This is a genomic window from uncultured Bradyrhizobium sp. (genome assembly GCF_964252615.1).
GTDB lineage: Bacteria > Pseudomonadota > Alphaproteobacteria > Rhizobiales > Xanthobacteraceae > Bradyrhizobium.
The window spans coordinates 55,265-76,768 of the sequence record NZ_CAXUNQ010000006.1; the positions used below are offsets into that span (position 1 = coordinate 55,265).

Sequence of the window (21,504 nt, forward strand, 5' to 3'; positions counted from 1 at the left end):
TACCCGGAGGGATGGCCGAGTGGCTTAAGGCGCACGCTTGGAAAGCGTGTGTGCGGGAAACTGTACCGTGGGTTCGAATCCCACTCCCTCCGCCACGGTATTTTGTGTCGCTCATTGCTAAGTTATTAAAACAGTTAGAATTTATTTTATAAAGTTGGAGTCCGAGCCACGTTCCACCCACATCTTCTGTAGACCATCTGTCGGCTGTCTTTTCTGCGCACGGCGCCTTGATCCCGCCGATGTTTTGCATCGCGAATCCGATGATGGATTTATTGGTGACCAGCGATTGTGTTGTGCACAACGTAAATGCCAAGCGGCGACTTCTCAGTCATCCACATGCCGGAAGGCCGGATAGAAACGCTGGAATTTTCTATAGTTACTAACGACGACCAAGGAGAAGGCGTCCGCGGGCAAAGACCTGTCGCAAACCTCAGAAACAAGCCGCGTTCTTAGTTTGGCTTTATCAGCATCATCAACTCGCGGTTCGATGGCGTCTGATTTTCGGCATGCCCAAACCGCGGCCTTCGCCATTGCCGCATTCTATTGATACCGAGTTTCCCACCCGCGCTTCACCAAAGGTTGCCGCTCGCCGCCCTTCACTTCGGCGCAGCCTGCGCGATATTCACAGCCAATGAATTGAGCGAGCGAACAGCCCTCGTCGGTCTGCCGAGCTTCGCGTCGTACCGGTCCGCCAAGTCCAACAGTCTTTTCTTGATGAACGGGTCGGCTTTTTCCGCCAGCGTTCGAACGCGCAAAGCGTATTCCTTGAGATATTCGTCATTCATGCCGGGAGCATATCGGCCGCAGCACCCGGATGGACAAAGAAATACGGGTTAGCGTTAACGCCGCACGGAATGTCCACCTTGGCAGCACCGCGACGTGGCATCTCCCGCGGGTACGATCACCCGCTATCGGGCGGCATAGTGGGCCGATTTGCTGTACTGGACGCCCTTCCGGGCGACTGACGTCTAAAACCACGACCGCTCCGTACAGAAACCCGATACATGCGTTTCTCCAACGCGCTGCCGCAGATTCAGGCGGGAACGCTTCACGGCATAGCTATTACGTCGTCGGAACGGATTGAACAATTGAAGGACGTGCCGACCACCGCCGAACTCGGCATGCCCGAGGTCAGCTACTCGATGTGGCACGGGCTCTATGTGGCGAAAGGCACGCCTGTGGAGACCATTGGTGCGCTGAATTCAGCCCTCCGCAAGGCTCTGTCCAACCCAGGTTTGCTGCAGAGGCTGAAGCAGCTCGGAACCTTGCCATTTCCCGACAAGGAGTTAACGCCTGAAGCGCACGCACGCCTGTTCGCCGCTGACATGCTCAGGGTCGCAAATCTCGTTGAAAGCTCCGGGATCAAGGCAAGTGAAGCGAAGTAAACGCAACCGGCGTGAAGTCGTACGACCTGGCATCGGAAAAATGCGTACATCGCCGAGACCAGGTGGCGGAATTCAATTTTCCGATTTAGACAAGATGTGATCGACCAGTTGTCGCGCATGCTTCGGCAACCCGTCCAACTCTCGCACGCAGATCATGAGTCGGCGTCGTGCCCAGGTATCCAACAGCTTTATGCAGACCAAATTTCCGTTTAGTTTCGCCCTGACCGCAGCGCGCTCGGGAACAACGGCGACGCCGATACCCTGCTCGACCAACCGGCATACGGCATCCAGGGTACCGAGGCGAACCCTCCAACGAATGCTTTTTGACAAACGAGCCGCGTGCGACTCAAGGTGGTCCATTAGAGCGCTATCCCGCATGAGGCCCACAAAGCCTTGCGTGAGAGCCTGGCTGAATTCTACTCCTGTTAGTTCGGAAAAGGCATGCCCAGCCGGAACGACGAGAACGAGTTGGTCGACAACGAAGGGAAAACTTTTGAGTTGTCCAGTCGGAAAAATGTCAGCCACTATTCCTGCATCCCCGGCTCCGCGCGAAATGGCCTGAATGATCTCATGGCTTGGTCGTTCTTCAATTTCCAAATCAATGTTCTGGTAAGTACGCAGATAGTCTGAAAGTAGATCCGGCAAGAATTCCGATAAGCCGGCCGTATTTGAGAGCAGACGAATGCGTCCTCTTAGCCCGTTGGCATATTCAGACAGTTCTCCGCGCATCACCTCGTTTTGCTTCAGAATGGTGCGTGCGTGATGCGCCAATGCGATTCCTGCCGGCGTTGGTCTGACGCCGCGCGACTCTCGGAATAATAGGGCGGTCCCTATCTCATGCTCCATATTTCGGATGCGCTCGCTGGCTGAGGGCGGGGCAACATGAACGTTGTTAGCGCCTTGAGTGATACTGGAGCTTTCCGTTACGCTTAAGAAAAGACGCAAATCAGCCAAGTCGAAACGCATTCCGATAACCTTCGCGTTGTCGTGGTATGGACCGGTCCCGAAAGAAATCGATGCAGTGCCGCCGTTTGATATTTTCACGCTCCGGATATTTTCAGAAAATGCTTCGATGCGAAGCGCTCCAGAGCGTAGCGTGCAGACGTTGAACTGACCAGCCGGTTAGCAGACAATTTCCATTCACGAACTCTAGGCGAGGGAAACGTTAGGTATTTCCGAATTCACAATGCTTGAATTCCAGTTTGTCCGAGTCCGACTGTCCATATACGCAGTAGCATATGAACATCGCTGCACAAATTTTTTCGCGAAGCATTCTCCAATCGGTTGCATTGATTGGTTTTGCACGGGCCGATAATCGGAATGCGGCAAAAGCGGTTGCGCCCGGCATGCTGGTCACGTCATTCCACCTGGGATGTATATGCAAATCGCTCACGAGTTTGGCGAGAACATCGCGGCTAACTCGCCATTGAGCGTGCGAGCAGAACTGCTACGGCGCCGGAGGAATGATGAAGGCTGGGTAATGAAAACGATCTTCTTCAGCTTCGCTTGCAACGAGATCTATTGAGGTTTCTCAACCCGGTGATGCTGCTGAAGACAGAGTAAAAGGTGAATAAAGCAGCACCGTAAGCATTCAGGTCAACCAGAGAACGACAACGAGAGGGAAGTAAATAATGCCAGATATCCTAACCGAGGTGAGAGGCTCGTGGCTTCAAGGCAAGCAAGCCGCGTTTTTGGAAGCCATACACCAAGCGGTTGTGGAAGCTTTCAAAACGCCGGACGACGAACCGTTGGCGCGTCTCATAGAACATTCGGCCGGCAGTTATCTTACGCCGTTCGCAGCGGGAGAGCGCTTCACGCGGATTGAGATTGTTCTATTCGAGGGGCGGTCCCTCGAAGCCAAACGAGAATTATATCGGGCCATGGTACGAAATCTTCAACCGTTCGAAGTTCCTGCAGAGGATGTGAAGGTTGTTTTGGTTGAAACGACCCCTGAAAACGTCGGCTTCAGAGGCGGGCAGGCGGCCTGCGATCTCGATCTTGGGTACACGCTGCAGGTCTGAGTCGCAGCTTCCTGCAGCGTTATGAAGTTACCCTTTCAGAGTGATCCATCCCGACAAGGGATGCTTTGCACGATGGTCGCATCCGCCACCACAGTCACATCAACTTCAACCTTACCAAGGCATGGATCAGGGGCCGACATGCTCAAGCAGGCACCATCGAAACCATACGGCGAAGCCGATATGATCCCAAGCAAGTCGTCGGCAAGGAAGATTATCGTCGGCGCGGGAATCGGAAACGCCTTGGAGTGGTACGATTTCAGCATATATGCGATTTTCGCACCGTTTTTCGCCCATCAGTTCTTTTATCGCGACGATCCACGCGCAGCACTCCTGGCAAGTCTCGCTGTCTTCGCGGTCGGTTTCCTGTTCAGGCCGATTGGAGGAATATTTTTTGGTTGGCTGGCAGATCGCCGGGGTCGCCGGTATGCCATGCTTGCTTCAATGGTCTTAACCGCCGTCGGCAGCCTGATTATTGCAATAGCGCCCCCCTATGCCAGCATCGGCCTTTCGGCGCCTGTTCTCTTGGTGCTAGGCCGTCTCACCCAAGGATTCGGCTTGGGAGGCGAGATCGGGGCGTCGTTTACTTTCCTTGTCGAAAGCGCACCGCCGAAACATCGCGGTCTCTGGGCGAGCAGCATGTTTATCGCAGTGAGCTGTGGGGCGCTGTCGGCTGCGGGGGCCGGTCTGCTTCTCACCTCCATTTTCGATGGCGATGCCATGCAACGTTATGGCTGGAGAATCCCGTTCGCGGCTGGAGCGCTCCTTGGCTTATACGCGCTGTGGCTACGCCGCGACCTGGAAGAAACGCGCGTTTTTCGAGAAGAGGTAGCCGAAGTATACCAATCCGAGCGCCAAACAATGTGGCATGGCTTATGGATCAATAAGCTTGCCGTTCTTCAGGTAGTTGGCCTTACAGCGGGCGCATCGCTCGTGTATCACACATGGATCTCCGGCATCTCCAACTATGCGATCAGATTCAAACAGATGAGCGCGCCGGCTGCTTTAGGCGCCCTGACAATAGGAATTATCATATATGCAATAGCTCACCCGATCTGGGGACATATCTCGGATCGATACGGCCGTCGGCCTAATTTGTTGATCTTCGGATTTGGATCGGCCATTCTGATCGTGCCTCTGTTAAATCTAATTCAGGGCGAGTTTTGGCAGCTAACCCTCTCAATCTCCGTCGCCTTGGTCTTCCTCGCTGCATGGACCTCGATCTGCCCGGCTGTCTTTGCCGAACTTTTTCCAACGCGGGTTCGGGCATCAGGCGTTGCCATATCGTATTCGGTCACAGTTGCAACTTTTGGGGGAACAGCTCCGTACCTGCAGACCTATTGGGCCGACCAGAACAAAATAGGCTGGTTTGCAGCGTACGTGGTAATTGTCAGCCTTCTCACCATTGTGACGGTCATGTTTATGCCTGAGACGCGAGATCGCCCGCTGACTTAACCCGATGCAGGCAGCAGACCGTAACAGAAACCGGCGCTTCAATTAATTCACGATCGGCGAAGAACCAGGCTCCGTGGCCGGAATTTGCAGGTCTGTTCGGGAGAAACCACCCACATCACTTCAGCCAAACACTCCGTCGATCATCTGGCCGACATCCGGCGCATCACGTTCCGCAGCTTGGCGCAAGCACCGCCTGTTCCTACTGCGCCCGCGCTCTGCGCAGGGCGGCGTCCAGCTTCTCCCGTTGCTTTTCCCACCGAGCATCTTCGGCTTTCGACCGGATTTCGAGCGCGGCGCGCTCGGCTTCGATGGCGCCCGACCTCGCTTCATGTTCCCGTTTCGCTTTGTCGAGAGCAGTTTGCGCCTTGGCGACGGCGCTTTCGCGACGCTGACGCTCCTTCGCTCTTGTGGCCTCCTCTTTCCGCCGCTCGCTTTGGCGCTGCCGCTCGGTTATCTCGTACTCACGCGCCGCCCGTCGGGCTGCATTTTCACTGCTCTTGATTGGCGACTTCTGTTTCGGCTTCGGGCGAAGCCGTTTCCGCCGTTCATCTACGTCGCCCGCGAGGTCCGTAGGCAAGCCAGCATGTTCGGCGAACGGGCCGCCCGAGCCCACCGGGCGCCTGAGTACGATGCCGGGTCTTGCCATGGTCGCGGCGACGACCTCGGGCTCGTCGGTTTGGTTCGCGGCGCCTTGATGGAAAAGGTTGCTGTTCGAGCCCCATGCTTCCAAGGCTGCCTTCATGGAAGGCGCTGCTACAGCCAAATCGAAGAAACCGAGCGACGTTTGATAAGTCTTTAGCTTTCTTGCCATCGAGCCCCGTGGTGCCAGCCGCCGTTAATCTATCACGAGATCCGGTGAAGCGGCTATTCCGACCGTTCGCTCCATTTTGCAGCAAGCCTTGCGTAGATATCCGACGCCTCCCGAATGCGTTGAACGGAACAATACTCATCTGTCTGATGAGCTTTCGCGGCCTCGCCGGGGCCAAGGATGATGGTTGGAGGGTTGCCGAGGGCGGGGGTTAAGGCCGACGCGTCCGTAAAATAGGGCGCCGTTCGGGGTTCGGAGCCGGCCTCCTCTCCAGTGACGTCGCGCACGATCCCATACACGCCGCTGATCCAGGAGAGGGAGGGGTCGGTCCAGACGGCGCCGACATCGACAATCGTCTCTAACGAAACGTCTTCGCCGAGCTCCGCCTTCAGATGTTCCCGAATGCGGGAATGATCCAGCCCTGGAATGCTGCGGATATCGACGCCGATTTCAGCGAGATCAGGAACGGAATTTACATTAAGCCCGGCGTGAACAGTGCCAACGTTGAGGGTCGGAGATCCCAGATAGCGGTGTGGCGCCACGTTGAACTGGAAAGTTTCTAGCGCGGTGATTACGCGCGCGGCTTTGTAGGCCGCATTGATGCCGAGATGAGGCATCGATCCATGAGCAGTAGTGCCCTTGAGCGTCAAGCGAAGCCAAAGGGCGCCTTTGTGTCCGACCAGTGCTGCATTTGAAGTGGGCTCTGCCACAATGATCGCGCCGGCCGGTCCAAGAATGCCGGCGCGCGCCAGATGAAATGCCCCCTCGCAGCCAATTTCCTCTCCGGCAGTAATGACGAGAATCGCACCACTGGTGCCTTCAAGCTGCGCGGTCATGTTACCGATCGCCGCGACGAACGCCGCTACACCGCATTTCATGTCGGTCGAGCCACGGCCGTACATCTTGCCGTCGATAATCTCGCCCGCAAACGGGTCGACACTCCAGGGCGCGCTTCCGAGCGGGACCGTATCGACATGACCTGTGAAGCACAGCGGAGGATTCCTGCCGACCCCTCCTATCCGGGCGACCAGATTGGCCCGATCCGGAGCAAAATTTTGCAGCGACGTCTCCAGTCCGGAATCGCTAAGAATTTTCTCCAGGTGCCGAATGCAGCTCAGCTCGTTGCCGGGCGGGTTGATCGTATTGAAGGCAATGAGTTCGCGCGAGAGTTCGATGGGGTCAATCGGCATGATATGGTGTATGCCTCCGCTCGGTGTCCGATTGTATCCCCTAGCACATCCGCAGACCACAAATTCTGCCGGTTCGCCCGCCGAAGGACGCTTGCGCCACGACGCCGAGTGAAGCGCCATGCCCCTATCCAACCGCTACCTGGCAGCCTTCTGCCAATAGGCGATGAGTCGGCGCGCGGCGCCGTCGTCAGTTGCCGAGGAAACATCCAAAAAGGATCAAGGATGGCTCATCCCATGAGGTGTTTCACATCGCGTGTATTCTTGCCGGAGCATGGCTCCGCAGCGCAGTAACCGCAGCCGCCATAGGCGTGGACCAGGCGGAGAGCTCGATCCCAGTTCGCTCCCTCCGCCGGCTTGATCGGTCCCGGTATGCTCCTAGTGGACGTGCGCCGCGGCCGCTCCAATCCCGGTTTCCGAACGGATATATTGCGCCTCGAACGCGGTCTGTTCGGCGCGCGCGCGTGGGCTTGTATCGAGCTTTGAAAAAACCCAGATGCCCAGAAACGCGAGAGTCATTGAAAAGATCGCCGGGTTGTCGTACGGAAACAGCGCCTCCTTGAAGCCGAACGTGGTCACCCACACGGCCTTGCTGAGCACCACCATGACGACGGCGCTTACAAGGCCAAGCAGGCCGCCGATCACGGCGCCGCGAGTCGTGGTGCCCTTCCAGAGGATCGACATCAGAAGGACCGGGAAGTTGCAGCTTGCGGCAACCGCGAATGCAAGCCCCACCATGAAGGCGACGTTCTGGTTTTCGAAGACATAGCCTAGCACGACTGCAATAATACCGATAGCAATCGCCGCCATCTTCGAAATGTTGACCTCTTTCTGCTCTGCGATGCGGCCCTTCGCGATGACCGAAGCGTAGAGGTCGTGGCTTACCGCCGAGGCCCCCGACAAGGTCAGCCCCGCGACAACAGCGAGAATTGTGGCGAAAGCCACGGCGGAGATGAAGCCGTAGAATACGGAACCCCCGGTCGCGGCGGCAAGATGGACGGCCGCCATATTCGCGCCCCCAAGCAGATCGTTGAGCTTGTCGTAGGCGCCTCCAGCGCCGAGCTTGTAATAGTTCGGATCGTTCATGAGGTAGGTGATTGCCCCAAAACCGATGATGAAGGTAAGAATGTAAAAATACGCGATAAAGCCGGTGGCGTAGAAAACGGATTTCCGCGCCTCCTGCGCGTTCGCCACCGTAAAAAAGCGCATCAGGATATGCGGTAGGCCCGCGGTACCGAACATCAGCGCCATGCCCAGCGAGATCGCGGAGATCGGGTCAGAGACCAGTCCCCCCGGTGCCATGATGGCGTCACCCTTGGGGTGAGTTTTGACTGCTTCCCCGAACATAGCTTCAGGGCTGAAGCCGAACCGGTAAAGCACGATCAGCGACATGAACGTGGCGCCGGTGAGTAGAAGGCACGCCTTGATGATCTGCACCCAGGTGGTCGCTTTCATTCCGCCGAAGGCGACATAGATAATCATCAGCACGCCCACGATCGCTACCGCGTAGAGATATTCCATACCGAACAGCAGCTGGATCAACTTTCCCGCTCCCACCATCTGCGCGATCAGATAGAACGCGACGACCACCAGTGTACCGGTTGCCGACAGGATGCGAATCTGGGTTTGGTCAAGGCGAAATGAGGCGACATCGGCGAAGGTGAAGCTGCCGAGGTTGCGCAGGCGCTCGGCAATCAAGAACAGCATGACCGGCCAGCCGACCAAAAACCCGATCGAGTAAATCAGGCCGTCAAAGCCGGACGTGAACACGAACGCGGAAATTCCGAGGAATGAGGCGGCCGACATGAAGTCGCCGGCAATCGCGAGGCCGTTCTGGAGCCCGGTAATGCCGCCGCTGGCGGCATAAAAATCGGCCGTGGTCCTGGTCTGCGTCGCCGCACGATACGTGATCCCGAGGGTGCCCAGCACGAACAATGCAAAAATGCCGATCGCAGCCCAGTTCAGCGACTGCTTCTGAACAGGTCCCAGATCGGGACCGGCGGCCGCTGCGGCCAGAGAAAATGCTGCCGCGCCGATCAGGCCAACGAAAATTGCCATGAGATTGCGGTTCATCGCGTCACGCTCCCGATAAGTTTTCGCGTCAGCTCATCGAAACGGCCGTTTGCGCGCTGAACATAGAGCCCGGTAAGTACGCAGGCGGATATAATGACAAAAATGCCGAGCACGATTCCAAGGGAGGTGACGCCGCTGCCCACCTTTGTTGCCAGAAGCGGCTTGGCAAACGCGACAAGCAGGATGAATCCATAATAGATGACGAGCATCGCTGCCGAAAGAAGCCAGGCGAAGCGGGACCGTTCCCGGACAAGATTTTGGAACGCGGGGTCGTCGAGGATACGGCGGTAATCGTTCGTTGGCATACCGTTTAGCTCCTTATATCTGCGCGGTTCTTCCGGCTGGCTGAGGTCATCGAGCATGGTTGGGATCACGGAGGGTCGAGACGTCGCCGTGGCCGCGAAGATTGAGCATCGGCCCGGGGCCAGTTCTTGGCGATCACAAGGGTACCCTCTGTTAGGCGCGTCAGCACCCTTGCCATCAGCGTCCCACGACCTGCGGTCCGACATCGAAGAACGGCTGCCTCGGCAAGCTGGGCTTGTGTCGTGCCAGGAAATAGCGTAATCATAATACCAGAAGTAGTGAAATAATAATACCACGCGTTGTGGCTTGTCACCACGTATTGACGAGAGAGCAACGATTGTCGGTTGCGATCCGACGGCGCTCTGTAAGTTATTGACCTTGTGGCCGTCGATCACCTACCAGAATGCAGGGTTCGAGCGGTATGCGGGGAATCCTCTCAAACATGATGAGAGTGGAAATTGTAAAGCTCGAGCCATTGGAGTGACGGCAGTTGGCGGTCGGTTGCAATAGATGAACAGATTGGCGTCGTCGCCCGCGCTGACCATACCGGGTACGGCATGCAATTTGCCGGCGGGATCGGCAATGAACGCGTCAAGCGGTTCCGGCATCCATGCAATTCCGCTGCGCTTGATCGCCGGGGGGTTACGGAATTCGTTGAAATCGGCGGCCTGGGCCTAAATCCAGCGATTTGGCACGGTAGCGCCGACGGCCAGCTTGCGGCAGGCCGCACAATCTTGAATCTCACATTGCGGCGTGTGGTATCGCCGTCGACGCGGGCCGCGCCGACCAGCGGCAGCGTCACGACAACCCGCCGTCATCATGACGCGTCGATCGCGCAACAGCGGACCTGGTCTTTCACATAGCGGCTCTTGATCGCGTCCGCAGCCTAGCAGGCGGAGTAAGCCAACTGCTCGATCGGGTTGCGGGCTGAATTGTGCGGGAACGCGCCGATCGCGCTCAGGCCTTGCGATCCTCGACGCCTAGACGGGCCAACGCTTCGCGCAGCTCCGCTGCAGCATGACGCATATCGGCAACGCGTTTCTCATAATCGGCCTGCAGCGCGTTGACCTCGCCGCCGCAAAAAGGGCAGTCCGTATCGTTCAGGCGCACAAATTGGCGGCAGCCGCGGCAGAGGCGCAGCAATGGCGGGACACGGCCAGACTCAGCCATGAACGGAGGTGGAATCGGAAACGCGCGGCATGGCGGTCTCGACGACGATCTCGAACTCGCCATGGTCGAATGATTGACCTCCGGCATCCTTGACCTTCACCAGCCGCTCGCGCAGCCCGCTTCGCGCCATCTCGTTCGCCCGATGATAGCACATCGGGTTATTACCGGCGCGGCCCATCAGCGAATGCGCGGTCCAGGTGCAGCCGGCCATGCAGGTTTCTGCATAATAGCAGGTGCGGCAAAAACCCCACAGATCGTCGATGGTCCGGCGGCGAACAAAAGCGAGCGGGTCGGCGTTCTCCCAGATATCCCGCAACCGCGTTTGCCGGATATTGCCCCCGGCGTACGGACTGGGCAGACCGGGGCATGACTTTATGGTGCCGTCAGCCTCTATTCCCATCACCGTGTCGCCGGCATTGCAGCCGTGGAAGTAGATCTCGTCGTCGACGACATTGCGGATGGTCGATTCATAGGGGCCGTAATAGCCGACGTTGCTTGCCGGCTGCAGGAACAGGCCGCGTTTACGTCCCTCTACAGCGAGCTCCGCCAGCAATGGCATGACCTCGAGCATTTGCCATGGCTGCAGCAGCAGTTCCGGATGGTCGGCGGCATTACCCATCGCTGTCATGATCGCCAGCTGCCAATTGCTCGCCCCGGCATCTATGATGATGTCCATGAGTTCACGTAGTTGCGGCAGCGTGCGCGCGTTAATGGTGGTGTTTACTGCTGACGACAAGCCGTGAGCCCGGACCCGTTGCAGTGCCGCCAGTGCGAGCTCGAAAGATCCGGGCACGCCCCGGATCCCGTCATGGGTCGTGCCGATGCCGTCGATCGAAATGCCGACGCCGCACAGTCCCGCAGCGGCGGCGCGGGCGATGCGGTCCTCGCTCAGGTTACGCCCGCCGGTTTGCAGGTCGCATCGCATACCCGCGGCGCGGATCGCGGCGACAATCTTAAGCCAGTCCTTGCGTAGATAGGCTTCTCCGCCGATCAGACCGACGTCTCGTGCGCCGAGCTCGGCGATCTGCTCGACCAGGTCGAGAGCTTCGGATGTGGTGAGTTCGTCCCGACGGCGGCGCCCCGCGCGAGACCCGCAATGCTGGCACGCGAGGTCGCAAGCGAGCGTGATCTCCCAGACCACGCTCACCGGCACGCGTTTCAAGATATCGTCGAGCCCCGCATAGCGGACCGGCAGAGCCTCGGTCCGGCGCTCGGTCACCGCTATCCCTGGGCTTTTTTTGCCGCGCCTTCGAGTTTGGTGATCAGGCTGTCAAGATCGCCATAGTGGTCCTTGACCTCCCGGGCTCCCTTCAGCAGCGCCTGAATTTCGGCGAATTCGCCGCGGTGGAGGACGTCATCGACGGCGGGGCGATAAAAGACCCGACCGGGATCGAGCAGCTTATGAAGCGTCTCTAGGGTGAGGAATTGTGTAGGAGGCTTTGCCATACTTTATCTCCTTCAAGGGAGTTAGAGAGCGGCCTTGTCGCGGTTAAGAAGAGTATGTGCAAAATTAATTTCTGGCAAGATCGAAGGTCCCGGCGGGGTCGGCGGGCGGCGATCAGGGCGCGGACGGCTTCTCCTCAGTTGGCTGAAACTTCATAGGATGCGCGCTGCAAAGAGCGTAAAATCTTACGGATCGTCGCGTCGTTGCATTGATAGCGCGGGACCCGCCGTCATGGATTAATGGCGCATTCGAAATACCCTTCCACAGCCGCGCGCCATGGCCTAAGAGCAGCCGCAACTTAGTTTTTCGGGCTCCTGCGCACATGATTCGTCTCGATAACATCTCCAAGCAGAACGGCCATCAGATCCTCTTCATCGAGGCTGCCGCGGCGCTCCAGAAGGGCGAGAAGATCGGCCTTGTCGGCCCAAACGGATCCGGCAAGACCACGCTGTTCCGTATGATCACGGGCGAGGAGCTCCCCGACGAAGGCCAGGTGGCTGTCGATCGCGGCGTCACCATCGGCTATTTCAGCCAGGACGTGGGTGAGATGTCCGGCCGCAGCGCCGTATCCGAGGTGATGGACGGCGCCGGCCCTGTGAGCATCGTGGCTGCTGAATTGAAGGAGCTCGAGACCGCCATGGCCGATCCCGAGCGTGCCGACGAGATGGAAGACATCATCGCGCGCTACGGTGAAGTGCAGCACCGTTTCGAGGAATTGGATGGTTACGCCCTGGAGGGCTGCGCGCGCGAAGTCCTTAGCGGCCTGAGCTTCAGTCAGGAGATGATGGACGGCGACGTCGGCGCGCTGTCCGGCGGCTGGAAAATGCGCGTGGCGCTGGGCCGCATCCTGCTCATGCGTCCCGATGCCATGCTGCTGGACGAGCCCAGCAACCATCTGGATCTGGAGAGCTTGATCTGGCTGGAGCAGTTCCTGAAAGGTTATGAGGGCGCGCTGCTGATGACCTCGCATGACCGCGAGTTCATGAACCGCATCATTACCAAGGTGGTGGAGATCGATGGCGGTCAGCTTACGACCTATTCGGGCAATTACGAGTTCTACGAGCAGCAGCGCGCGCTGGCAGAGAAGCAGCAGCAGGCGCAGTTCGAACGTCAGCAGGCGATGCTTGCCAAAGAGATCAATTTCATCGAACGCTTCAAGGCGCGCGCGTCTCATGCGGCGCAAGTGCAGAGCCGGGTCAAGAAGCTGGACAAGATCGAAAGGGTAGAGCCGCCGCGGCGCCGCGAGACGGTGTCGTTCGATTTCCTGCCCGCTCCTCGCTCGGGCGAGGACGTCGTGAGCCTGAAGAATGTGCGCAAGGGTTACGGCAGCCGCAACATTTACGAAGGCCTAGACTTCATGGTGAGCCGCCGGGAGCGCTGGTGCGTCATGGGTGTCAACGGCGCGGGCAAGTCCACGTTGCTGAAACTGGTCGCGGGCTCCACGCAGCCGGACGACGGCACGGTCGCCGTGGGTGGCAGCGTGAAGATGGGTTACTTCGCACAGCACGCCATGGATCTGCTCGACGGCGAGCGCACGGTATTCCAGTCGCTGGAGGACTCTTTCCCTCAGGCAGGGCAGGGCAGCTTGCGCGCGCTGGCCGGCTGCTTTGGTTTCTCCGGTGACGACGTGGAGAAGAAGTGCCGGGTTCTGTCGGGTGGGGAGAAGGCGCGGCTGGTGATGGCGAAGATGCTGTACGATCCGCCTAATTTCCTGGTGTTGGATGAGCCGACCAACCATCTGGACATGGCGACAAAGGAGATGCTCATCGCGGCCTTGTCCGAATATGAGGGCACCATGCTGTTCGTCTCGCATGACCGGCATTTCCTCGCAGCATTGTCCAACAGGGTGCTGGAACTGACGCCCGAAGGCATTCACCAGTATGGCGGCGGTTATACGGAGTACGTGGCTCGTACCGGCCACGAGGCGCCCGGCCTGCGCAGTTGAGCGAGGCGAATCCGGACGAAGCGGCAGGGTATGACCGCGCTTGGATTGACGCCGGCAGACGAGTGCGCGCGAAGCTGCTATGATCGTGCAAAATCATTGCAACGGAGGATCGCATGGATGCCGTGACGCCAAAAAGCGCGCAGACCGCCGGCACGCATTCCCACCTTGTTCGCCCTGAGAACATGGAGTGGCAGAAAACCCGCTTCCCCGGTTGCGAGGCCAAGACGCTGCTGTTCGACCGCAGGACCGGCCTGATGACTGCGCTGATGCGGTTTCAGCCAGGCGCGGTGCTGCCCGACCACGAGCACGTCAACATCGAGCAGACCTACGTTATAGAGGGCAGCCTGGTCGACAAGGAAGGCCCCGCAGAGGGCATCGAGGCCAAGGCCGGCGAATCATCTGGCGCGAGCAGGGCAGCCGCCACGTCGCATGGTGTCCGCAGGGCGGGCTGATGCTCGCGATCTTTCAAGTTCCCAACAAGTTCTTTGAGGCCGACGGCCGCGTCGTCGATGCCGCAGGGGAGGATTGGGACCGGACCTGGGGCCACACCGCCAAGGGCTGAAAACCCTTCGCTTCATCGCATTCTGCACGGGATGCGGAGCTATGCGCGGGAGATCACGCCAGTGCCGTCGTCTGCAGGCGCGGAGGTGTTGATCAAGACGCCCTCAGCATGGCCATGACACCCTGCAAGCCGGTCAAAAGTGCGAGCACCATCAACAGGACCAATATCCAGCGGCGGAACGCGACCGGGTTTGCAGTCTCAAAGTTACGCGCGCCGATCCACTGGCCGGCCAGCAACCCCGGGACAAAAGCGACAAAGCGATGGAACGCTTCGTTGGTCACCAGCCCCTCGGCAGCCAAAAAGGTCAGCGCCACCGCGTCGGTGCCGATAAAGAACGCGATCAGGGAAGCGCGGCCGATTGCAATTCCGGCCGGCGAATTGAAAAAGAACACGACGATCGGCGGCCCGCCGATGCCGACGGCGCCGTTCAACAGACCGGAGATGCCGCCCATTGCGATCGTTTCCGACGCACCGGGCATGGTCTTGCGGGTATAGCCGGACCAAAGGAATCCGGCTGAAACGACTACGGCCGACGCCAGCACGATCTTCATGGGGGCGGCGGGCACACTTGCAAGAACCCGCACGCCGACCGGAGTGCCTACCAGGCATCCGGCGCCCAGCAGACCCAGCGAGCGCCAGTGAATATCCTTCCAGATGCCGGGCAGCAGGCTGATACTTGCCGCGACCTCCATCATGAAAACCGGCGGGATCACTTCCGTCGGCGGCAGCACCAGCGACAATGACGTAATTGCGAGGAGTGAGAAGCCGAATCCGCTATAGCCGCGGACGATGGCCGCGGCGAAGACGCAGGCCATGACGTAGGTTGCCGGTCCCCATGTCAAGCAGGAACACCCTTGGAAACCCGGCCTTCGCGAAAAGCAATCGTCAAAGCCGTTCTCGTGGATCGCGACTCACGCGATCGTCTTGAGATAGAGGCCTGGATCGAAATATTTGCTTGCGGGCGTGAAGTCCTTGATTCCGGCATTTGCCATGAAGAAGTCGGTCGATTGCTGCAGCCAGCCGGTAACGGTGCCATCGGAGTATAGCCGTTTCCAGTCCCGCGAACTGAACATCTTTTGCGCCTTGAACGACTCGTTGATATCCGCCAGCGGCGTCTGGCTGTAGTGGGCCTTCTGCAGCGATTCCATCGCTTCGTTGCTGTTGGCGATAATGTAATCATTGGCCTCGGCCCACCCCTTGATGAGCTTGGCAAGGGTTTCCTTGTTGGGTTCATAATAGTCATTGGCGGCGGCCCAGCCGCCGATGATCGCGGCCTGCGGATAGTAGGCCGACGCATCGGCAAGTTTAACCGCGCCAGGAACTTTGTCGCGCACGGTGACATTGAACGGCACCCATAGCGCCACCGCCGGAACGGCGCCGGAAATGAACGACGTCACCGCCGCCGGCATGGTCTGATTCAAAAGCTCGACATCCTTCGGATCGATTTTGTTGGCGCGCAACGCCTTGTCGAGGAAAACGTGGGCAGTGGTGCCGGTCGCGGTTGCGATGCGCTTGCCCTTCAAGTCCTCGAACGATTTGATGCCTGCATCGGAGCGCACCCAAAGCTGCGCGGTCGCCACCTCGATATCGTTGATCAGAAACACCTTGCCCTGTCCGCGCGCGGGGAAGTTCGACAGCACCGCGCCCGTCGCCAGCACGTCGAGGCTGCCGCCGATAAGCGCCTGGAAGATCTCGAGGCCGGTGTTGAACTGGCGCAATTCCAGATCGAGGCCCTGCTTTTCGAATGTGCCGCGGTCCATCCCGGTCCAGATCTGCCCGTCGACGGCAACCGTGTGCAGATAGCCGACGCGAAGTTTGGTCTTGGCCTGCGCGAGAGCCGGTGCGGAAGCTGCAAATCCGCCGAGCGCGATGCCTGCCGTCGTGGCCAGAAACTGTCGTCGATCCATGGTGTTCCTCCGTTATTTTTTTTGATCATTCCGAAAATGAAACCGGCCGCAGCTGCGCCTGCTGGGCGCGGTATTCGCTCATGACCAGTTCCCTGATGTGGCTTCTCAACGCGCCGAATTCGACGCGCTCCTGCAGCGATTCGTCGCGGGGGTAAGCAAAGGGCACCTCGATAATCTGCTTGATCCGGGCGGGTCGCGCCGTCACCACGACAATGCGCGAGGCAAGATAGATCGCTTCCTCCACCGAATGGGTGATAAGCATGACGGTTTTGCTTTCGGTGCCGAGCACCTTGAGCAGCAGATTCTGCATGTTTGCCCTGGTCTGGGCGTCGAGTGCCCCGAACGGTTCATCCATCAGCAGAAACTGCGGCTTAACGGCGTAGGCCCGCGCGATGGCAAGCCGCTGCCGCATTCCGCCCGACAGATGTTTTGGATAGGAATTGGCAAAATCCGAAAGGCCCATCAGCGCGAGATAGTGTTCGCAGATATGGTCCCGCTCCGAAACGGGAACATGGTTGGCCTTCAACTGCAGGCCGAACGCGATGTTCTCCTTGGCCGTCAACCAGGGGAAGACGCCGTATTCCTGGAAGATGACCCCGCGCTCGGGGCCGGGCCCTCTCACGGGTTGTCCGTCGAACAGCACGGTGCCTGCAGTCGGCTTCTGAAAGCCGGCCAGCATGTTCATCATCGTGGTCTTGCCGCAGCCGGACGGACCGATTACGGCAATAAAGTCGCCGTCATTGATGTCGTAGGTTACGTCCTCGACCACGGTGAGTTTGCCTTTCGGCGTGTCGAACATCAGCGAGACGCGATCGAATTGCGCGCGATGAATGCTTGTGACCGCGCTCATGCCGCAGCTCTTTCCTGCCACACCAGCAGGCGTGCGCTGATCCGACGCAAGACCATGTCCATGATCAAAGCAACGCATCCGATGCAGATGATGCCGACGTAGATGACGTCGAGCAGGAAGTAGGTCGAGGCATTCTGAATCATTGCGCCTAGCCCGCGCTGTGCCGCGATCAGTTCGGATGCGACCAGGGTTGCCCAGGCTACCCCCAGCGCGACCCGAAGCGCGGTAAGAATGTGCGGCAAGGTCAGCGGAATAATGACTTTACGAAATATTTCCAACTCGCCGGCCCCCAGGGTTTGCGCGACCCGGATGTAGAGCGGGGTGATTTGGGAGACGCCCTCATACATCACGATGACGCCCGCGAAGAACGAGGCGTAGAACAGGATCACGAGTTTTGCGACCTCGTCGACGCCGAAATAAACGATCACGAGGGGGATCAGCGCGATCGGCGGCAGCGCACGGAAGAAATTGATCATCGGATCGGCAAAGGTGCGCGCCGGTCGATACCAACCCAGCAGGAAGCCGATCGGAACGGCGGCGAAAATCCCCAGAGCGACGCCGAGAAAAACCCGCCGTGTCGAAGCATAGACGTCAAACAGCAGGCCTTCGTGAAACAACAGTTCGACGAACTTGGATGCGACCTGATGCGGCGCAGGGATCAGGGATGCGTTGACAAATCCGGCCCAGCGCACGCCATACCAGATCGCGATCGCGCCGGCCCAGGGCGCAAGTCCGAGTAAAAAGCGTCTCGCGACACTTCCGTCCATGAAGCGCAGGTCCAGGCGATTGCAGTTGATCCAGATCAGGTCATATTATAGATAGGATGACCATACAAGAGGCGGTTGCGGAGTTACGAATCGCTGTTCGGATTGCCAAATGATCTCGCAGACTTTCGCCCTCCGTAAGCTCGAAGCCTTCTGTTATCGCTATCCGTTGTCGACTCCGGTGGTGACCTCGTTCGGCCGCATGCTGAACCGACCGGCCGTGTTCGTTCGCGTTGAAGACCATGACGGCCATATCGGCTGGGGCGAGGTCTGGGCAAATTTTCCGTCAACCGGCGCTGAACACCGGGCGCGTCTTGTAAATGAGGTGTTGGCGCCAGCACTGACGGGATTTGCCGCTAGCGAGCCCGCCGATATATTCGAACATCTGACACAAGTCACTTCCGTGCTTGCGCTGCAATCCGGCGAGCCCGGCCCTTTCGCGCAAGCGATCGCCGGGATTGATCTTGCGGTTTGGGATCTTTTCGCGCGGCGATGCGGCACAGCGCTTTGGAAGCTGCTTGGCGGCGCCCGCAGCCGGATCAAAGTGTACGGCAGCGGCATTAATCCTATGGGTTCGCGGCAAATGGCCGAAGCCGCCTTGAGCCGGGGGCATCGCGCGTTGAAACTGAAGGTCGGTTTCGATCTCAAAAACGACTGCGCCAACCTGGGGTCCCTTCGCCAACTGGTAGGCGATGGCATGCTGGCGGCTGACGCCAATCAGGCGTGGTCAACGCAGCAAGCGCTTGAGGTGGCGCCGCATCTCAGCCGGTTCGGACTTGCATGGCTCGAAGAACCAATCCGCGCCGACCGGTCGTGGCAGGAATGGCAGACGTTGCACATGGGCACCGAGATTCCTCTCGCCGCAGGAGAAAACATTGCAAGCCGCGCCGGTTTCCAGCAGGTCGTGAGCGACGACGTCCTGCGCGTCGTACAGCCCGATATCGCGAAATGGGGCGGTTTCAGCGTCTGCTCCGGCATTGCGCGCGACATCCTGAAATCCGGCAAGATTTTCTGTCCGCATTTTCTTGGCGGCGGCATAGGCCTGCTCGCATCGGCCCATTTGCTGGCGGGGGTCGGCGGCGACGGATGGCTGGAGGTCGATTCAAACGACAATCCGTTGCGCGACCTGTTCTGCGGTCCCATCCTCAACATCGCGGACGGCATGGTGACGCTGGACAACGATCCAGGCCTCGGAATCGAGCCGGACCTGGCTTCGATCGAGCAGTATCGGACAGCCTGACCCGACGGGAAGCTTTGGATGGCTGCACAGGGATATGACTACGTCATCGTCGGGGCCGGGTCGGCCGGCTGCGTGGTCGCGAATCGACTGTCCGCCGATCCGTCGTGTCGCGTGCTGCTGCTTGAGGCGGGAGGATCCGACCGCAATTTCTGGCTGAAGCTGCCGGTGGGCTATTATCGGACGATTTATAACGAGCGCTTTTCCCGCCTGTTCAGGACCGAACCGAGCGAGACTACCGGCGGTCGGCCGATCGTCTGGCCGCGCGGCCGCGTGCTCGGCGGATCGTCTTCGATCAACGGCCTGATTTTCATTCGCGGTCAGCACGAGGATTTCGACGATTGGGAGCGGCTCGGCGCCAAGGGGTGGGGCTATCGCGAACTGCTGCCGTACTTCCGCCGGTACGAACGTTATTCCGGCGGCGAAAACCAGTATCACGGCGGCCTTGGTGAATTCGAGGTTTCGGACCTTCGCACCGGCAATCGCGCGTCCGCGGCGTGGGTGGATGCCGGTGTGGAGTTTGGCCTTCCGCGCAATCCGGACTTCAACGGCGCGACTACGCTCGGCGTAGGCAGCTATCAGCTCGGGATCGGTCGGCACTGGCGAACCAGTTCGGCGTCGGCGTTTTTGCGCCCAGCCGAGCATCGACCGAACCTGACCGTGATCGTCGGCGCGCAGGTCAGCAAGGTGCTGTTCAAAGGGCGCATTGCCGTCGGCGTGGAATGGATTCAAAACGGCCGGACGTTCGATGCAGCAGCCGACCGCGAAGTCGTGTTGTCGGCCGGCGCGCTGCAATCGCCGCAACTGCTGCAACTTTCCGGTGTCGGTCCTTCGGCGCTGTTGCGCGGGCTCGGCATTCCCGTGGTCGCCGACGCGCCGGAGGTCGGCCGCAACCTGCAGGACCACTATCAGGCGCGTCTGATTGTACGGTTGAAGCAGCGGAACTCTCTCAACGATCAGGTCCGCAATCCGGTTGAGCTTGCGAAGATGGGCTTGCAGTGGATGTTCGCGGGCCGCGGTCCGCTGACCGCGGGTGCGGGGCAGGTCGGCGGCGCTGCTTGCACGGAATATGCCGTTGGCGGGCGCCCCGATGTTCAGTTCAACGTGATGCCGCTGTCGGTCGACAAACCCGGCGATCCCTTGCACAGCTATTCCGGGTTTACGGCATCGGTCTGGCAATGCCACGCAGAATCGCGCGGACAGCTAGCGATCCGCTCGACCGATCCGTTCGATCAGCCGCGCATCGAGCCGAATTACTTTGCCAAGGAGATCGACCGCAAGACGATCGTTGCGGGCCTGAAAATATTGCGCGACATCTACCGGCAGGCATCGTTCCGCGATCTGTGGGATGTCGAGATGGTTCCTGGCGAGGCCGTCAACAGCCCGGCCGGCCTTTGGGATTTTGCCCGCAGTACTGGCGGGACGGTGTTTCACTGCGTCGGCACCTGCCGAATGGGAAGCGACGAGAAATCGGTGCTCGATTCGCAGCTGCGCGTTTGTGGCGTCGAGCGCCTGCGCGTGATCGACGCCTCCGTGATGCCGCGCATCACGTCCGCCAATACCAATGCGAGCAGCTTGATGATCGGGGAAAAGGGCGCCGCCCTGGTAATGTTATAAGCGGCATCGTCCCGGTGTTTGCGGGCTCAGTTTTGGGATCGCGTAAATGGACCTGATTTCCAACAGCCATGTTCCAAAATATGCGCAGATCGCCGATGTTTTCCGGCAGCGGATCGCTCGCGGAACCTGGCCGCGCGGTTTGCGGCTGCCGGCCAACGAGGTGCTTGCCGCCGAATTCGGCGTCTCGCGCGTCACCATCCGGCAGGCCGTCGGCCTTTTGGCGCGCGAAGGGATGCTCAAAGCGCAACAGGGCCGCGGCACCTTTATCACCGGCACATTGAAGCAGGATCGGTGGCTCAAGGTCGAAACTACGCTGGCCGACCTCGCCGAGGTCTATCGCGACACCTCGCCTGAGATCATCAACATTTCGGAAAGCCGCACCGATGCGCCCCTGCTTCCCGAGGATGGAAAGGCCGCGGCGCATTACGTCTTCATGCGTCGCGTGCACTCGCGCAATCGGCGGCCGTATTGCGTGATTTCGATCTACCTCGATGAAAAGCTGTTCCGGAAATCTCCAACGCGTTTCCGTACCGAAACTGTAATACCGATTCTTAAGGATCTGCGCGATCCTGCCATCAGCAGTGCGCGGCAGACGCTGACCATCGGGACAGCGGATCTGGAAGCAGCGAAGCTGCTGCAGATTCCTTTGAATTCTCCGGTCGCCGAAGTCCGGCGGGTTTTCACGACCGCAGACCAAACCGTCGTTTACCTCGGGGAAGTGACCTATCGCGGAGATTTTATCCGAATCGATATGGATCTGCGGCCTTGAAATACACCGT

At 59.2% G+C, this 21,504-nt stretch carries 20 protein-coding genes, 1 tRNA gene and 1 pseudogene; 9 read left to right on the forward strand and 13 right to left on the reverse strand.

Annotated features, from left to right (window positions below):
* The first annotated feature begins 5 nt into the window (after window positions 1–5).
* A tRNA-Ser gene (locus tag ACFE72_RS05685) sits at window positions 6–95 on the forward strand.
* A gap of 501 nt (window positions 96–596) precedes the next feature.
* On the opposite strand, the gene ACFE72_RS05690 is transcribed toward ACFE72_RS05685, so the two are convergent.
* Entirely contained in the window at window positions 597–785 is a 189-nt protein-coding gene (locus tag ACFE72_RS05690; RefSeq protein WP_375412093.1) for a hypothetical protein, read from the reverse strand.
* Window positions 786–1,004: 219 nt separating this feature from the next.
* Between ACFE72_RS05690 and ACFE72_RS05695 the strand changes: the two genes are divergently transcribed.
* Complete coding sequence (locus tag ACFE72_RS05695; protein ID WP_375412094.1) at window positions 1,005–1,385, forward strand: tripartite tricarboxylate transporter substrate-binding protein; 381 nt, start codon at window positions 1,005–1,007, stop codon at window positions 1,383–1,385.
* Between the two features lie 72 nt (window positions 1,386–1,457).
* On the opposite strand, the gene ACFE72_RS05700 is transcribed toward ACFE72_RS05695, so the two are convergent.
* The gene (locus ACFE72_RS05700; RefSeq protein WP_375412095.1) at window positions 1,458–2,351 is read right to left on the reverse strand and encodes a LysR family transcriptional regulator; all 894 of its coding nucleotides are present in this window, start codon (window positions 2,349–2,351) and stop codon (window positions 1,458–1,460) included.
* 665 nt (window positions 2,352–3,016) lie between these two features.
* On the opposite strand from ACFE72_RS05700, the gene ACFE72_RS05705 reads away from it, so the two are divergent.
* Together ACFE72_RS05705 and ACFE72_RS05710 are read left to right on the forward strand one after the other, a co-directional pair.
* On the forward strand, window positions 3,017–3,406 hold the full coding sequence (locus ACFE72_RS05705; protein WP_375412096.1) for a tautomerase family protein: 390 nt from the start codon (window positions 3,017–3,019) through the stop codon (window positions 3,404–3,406).
* A 138-nt stretch (window positions 3,407–3,544) separates the two neighbouring features.
* Complete coding sequence (locus ACFE72_RS05710; RefSeq protein WP_375412097.1) at window positions 3,545–4,858, forward strand: MFS transporter; 1,314 nt, start codon at window positions 3,545–3,547, stop codon at window positions 4,856–4,858.
* Between the two features lie 199 nt (window positions 4,859–5,057).
* Here ACFE72_RS05710 and ACFE72_RS05715 read toward each other — a convergent pair whose 3' ends face one another.
* The 7 genes from ACFE72_RS05715 to ACFE72_RS05745 all read right to left on the reverse strand — a co-directional run bounded on the left by ACFE72_RS05715 (window position 5,058) and on the right by ACFE72_RS05745 (window position 11,845).
* Window positions 5,058–5,669, reverse strand: coding sequence for a cell envelope biogenesis protein TolA (locus ACFE72_RS05715; protein WP_375412098.1), 612 nt, complete (start codon window positions 5,667–5,669; stop codon window positions 5,058–5,060).
* 53 nt (window positions 5,670–5,722) lie between these two features.
* Entirely contained in the window at window positions 5,723–6,856 is a 1,134-nt protein-coding gene (locus ACFE72_RS05720) for a M20 family metallopeptidase (RefSeq protein ID WP_375412099.1), read from the reverse strand.
* 375 nt (window positions 6,857–7,231) lie between these two features.
* Window positions 7,232–8,911 carry a cation acetate symporter gene (locus tag ACFE72_RS05725; RefSeq protein WP_375412100.1) on the reverse strand — a complete coding sequence of 560 codons (1,680 nt, stop codon included), beginning with the start codon at window positions 8,909–8,911 and terminating at the stop codon, window positions 7,232–7,234.
* Window positions 8,912–8,922: 11 nt separating this feature from the next.
* Window positions 8,923–9,231 (reverse strand): DUF485 domain-containing protein, encoded by a 309-nt coding sequence (locus ACFE72_RS05730; protein ID WP_375412202.1) that lies wholly within the window; start codon window positions 9,229–9,231, stop codon window positions 8,923–8,925.
* A 955-nt stretch (window positions 9,232–10,186) separates the two neighbouring features.
* Entirely contained in the window at window positions 10,187–10,399 is a 213-nt protein-coding gene (locus ACFE72_RS05735; protein ID WP_375412101.1) for a hypothetical protein, read from the reverse strand.
* Entirely contained in the window at window positions 10,392–11,618 is a 1,227-nt protein-coding gene (locus tag ACFE72_RS05740; RefSeq protein ID WP_375412102.1) for a radical SAM protein, read from the reverse strand. The genes ACFE72_RS05735 and ACFE72_RS05740 overlap by 8 nt, the downstream gene beginning before the upstream one ends.
* A gap of 2 nt (window positions 11,619–11,620) precedes the next feature.
* Window positions 11,621–11,845 carry a hypothetical protein gene (locus ACFE72_RS05745; RefSeq protein ID WP_375412103.1) on the reverse strand — a complete coding sequence of 75 codons (225 nt, stop codon included), beginning with the start codon at window positions 11,843–11,845 and terminating at the stop codon, window positions 11,621–11,623.
* Between the two features lie 320 nt (window positions 11,846–12,165).
* Here ACFE72_RS05745 and ACFE72_RS05750 point away from each other — a divergent pair, with 320 nt between their 5' ends.
* Complete coding sequence (locus ACFE72_RS05750) at window positions 12,166–13,788, forward strand: ABC-F family ATP-binding cassette domain-containing protein (protein WP_375412104.1); 1,623 nt, start codon at window positions 12,166–12,168, stop codon at window positions 13,786–13,788.
* A 113-nt stretch (window positions 13,789–13,901) separates the two neighbouring features.
* Window positions 13,902–14,350: pseudogene (locus ACFE72_RS05755) on the forward strand (cupin domain-containing protein).
* A gap of 92 nt (window positions 14,351–14,442) precedes the next feature.
* Here ACFE72_RS05755 and ACFE72_RS05760 read toward each other — a convergent pair.
* The 4 genes from ACFE72_RS05760 to ACFE72_RS05775 form a co-directional block, all read right to left on the reverse strand.
* Entirely contained in the window at window positions 14,443–15,165 is a 723-nt protein-coding gene (locus ACFE72_RS05760; RefSeq protein ID WP_375412105.1) for a sulfite exporter TauE/SafE family protein, read from the reverse strand.
* A 96-nt stretch (window positions 15,166–15,261) separates the two neighbouring features.
* Window positions 15,262–16,257, reverse strand: a complete 996-nt coding sequence (locus tag ACFE72_RS05765) for an ABC transporter substrate-binding protein (RefSeq protein WP_375412106.1) — start codon at window positions 16,255–16,257, stop codon at window positions 15,262–15,264.
* Between the two features lie 25 nt (window positions 16,258–16,282).
* The gene (locus ACFE72_RS05770) at window positions 16,283–17,107 is read right to left on the reverse strand and encodes an ABC transporter ATP-binding protein (protein WP_375412107.1); all 825 of its coding nucleotides are present in this window, start codon (window positions 17,105–17,107) and stop codon (window positions 16,283–16,285) included.
* Window positions 17,104–17,874, reverse strand: a complete 771-nt coding sequence (locus tag ACFE72_RS05775) for an ABC transporter permease (RefSeq protein ID WP_375412108.1) — start codon at window positions 17,872–17,874, stop codon at window positions 17,104–17,106. Before ACFE72_RS05775 ends, ACFE72_RS05770 begins: the two co-directional genes overlap by 4 nt.
* A 109-nt stretch (window positions 17,875–17,983) precedes the next feature.
* On the opposite strand from ACFE72_RS05775, the gene ACFE72_RS05780 reads away from it, so the two are divergent.
* From ACFE72_RS05780 to ACFE72_RS05790, 3 genes are read left to right on the forward strand one after another with little or no spacing between them, the layout of a single operon-like run.
* Complete coding sequence (locus ACFE72_RS05780; protein ID WP_375412109.1) at window positions 17,984–19,111, forward strand: mandelate racemase/muconate lactonizing enzyme family protein; 1,128 nt, start codon at window positions 17,984–17,986, stop codon at window positions 19,109–19,111.
* Window positions 19,112–19,129: 18 nt separating this feature from the next.
* Window positions 19,130–20,725: a GMC family oxidoreductase gene (locus ACFE72_RS05785; protein ID WP_375412110.1), complete on the forward strand. Its 1,596-nt coding sequence runs from the start codon at window positions 19,130–19,132 to the stop codon at window positions 20,723–20,725.
* 46 nt (window positions 20,726–20,771) lie between these two features.
* Window positions 20,772–21,494 carry a GntR family transcriptional regulator gene (locus tag ACFE72_RS05790; protein ID WP_375412111.1) on the forward strand — a complete coding sequence of 241 codons (723 nt, stop codon included), beginning with the start codon at window positions 20,772–20,774 and terminating at the stop codon, window positions 21,492–21,494.
* Window positions 21,495–21,504: the final 10 nt, after the last annotated feature.

Excerpts from the sequence above, each read along its gene's own strand:
- ACFE72_RS05710 (WP_375412097.1), top strand. The coding sequence starts at position 3,545 with ATGCTCAAGCAGGCACCATCGAAACCATACGGCGAAGCCGATATGATC.
- ACFE72_RS05745 (WP_375412103.1), bottom strand. The coding sequence starts at position 11,845 with ATGGCAAAGCCTCCTACACAATTCCTCACCCTAGAGACGCTTCATAAG.
- ACFE72_RS05790 (WP_375412111.1), top strand. The coding sequence starts at position 20,772 with ATGGACCTGATTTCCAACAGCCATGTTCCAAAATATGCGCAGATCGCC.
- ACFE72_RS05775 (WP_375412108.1), bottom strand. The coding sequence starts at position 17,874 with ATGGACGGAAGTGTCGCGAGACGCTTTTTACTCGGACTTGCGCCCTGG.
- ACFE72_RS05705 (WP_375412096.1), top strand. The coding sequence starts at position 3,017 with ATGCCAGATATCCTAACCGAGGTGAGAGGCTCGTGGCTTCAAGGCAAG.
- ACFE72_RS05730 (WP_375412202.1), bottom strand. The coding sequence starts at position 9,231 with ATGCCAACGAACGATTACCGCCGTATCCTCGACGACCCCGCGTTCCAA.
- ACFE72_RS05725 (WP_375412100.1), bottom strand. The coding sequence starts at position 8,911 with ATGGCAATTTTCGTTGGCCTGATCGGCGCGGCAGCATTTTCTCTGGCC.
- ACFE72_RS05780 (WP_375412109.1), top strand. The coding sequence starts at position 17,984 with ATGATCTCGCAGACTTTCGCCCTCCGTAAGCTCGAAGCCTTCTGTTAT.
- ACFE72_RS05750 (WP_375412104.1), top strand. The coding sequence starts at position 12,166 with ATGATTCGTCTCGATAACATCTCCAAGCAGAACGGCCATCAGATCCTC.
- ACFE72_RS05695 (WP_375412094.1), top strand. The coding sequence starts at position 1,005 with ATGCGTTTCTCCAACGCGCTGCCGCAGATTCAGGCGGGAACGCTTCAC.
- ACFE72_RS05700 (WP_375412095.1), bottom strand. The coding sequence starts at position 2,351 with ATGCGTTTCGACTTGGCTGATTTGCGTCTTTTCTTAAGCGTAACGGAA.
- ACFE72_RS05760 (WP_375412105.1), bottom strand. The coding sequence starts at position 15,165 with ATGGCCTGCGTCTTCGCCGCGGCCATCGTCCGCGGCTATAGCGGATTC.
- ACFE72_RS05765 (WP_375412106.1), bottom strand. The coding sequence starts at position 16,257 with ATGGATCGACGACAGTTTCTGGCCACGACGGCAGGCATCGCGCTCGGC.
- ACFE72_RS05770 (WP_375412107.1), bottom strand. The coding sequence starts at position 17,107 with ATGAGCGCGGTCACAAGCATTCATCGCGCGCAATTCGATCGCGTCTCG.
- ACFE72_RS05715 (WP_375412098.1), bottom strand. The coding sequence starts at position 5,669 with ATGGCAAGAAAGCTAAAGACTTATCAAACGTCGCTCGGTTTCTTCGAT.
- ACFE72_RS05720 (WP_375412099.1), bottom strand. The coding sequence starts at position 6,856 with ATGCCGATTGACCCCATCGAACTCTCGCGCGAACTCATTGCCTTCAAT.
- ACFE72_RS05735 (WP_375412101.1), bottom strand. The coding sequence starts at position 10,399 with ATGGCTGAGTCTGGCCGTGTCCCGCCATTGCTGCGCCTCTGCCGCGGC.
- ACFE72_RS05785 (WP_375412110.1), top strand. The coding sequence starts at position 19,130 with ATGGCTGCACAGGGATATGACTACGTCATCGTCGGGGCCGGGTCGGCC.
- ACFE72_RS05690 (WP_375412093.1), bottom strand. The coding sequence starts at position 785 with ATGAATGACGAATATCTCAAGGAATACGCTTTGCGCGTTCGAACGCTG.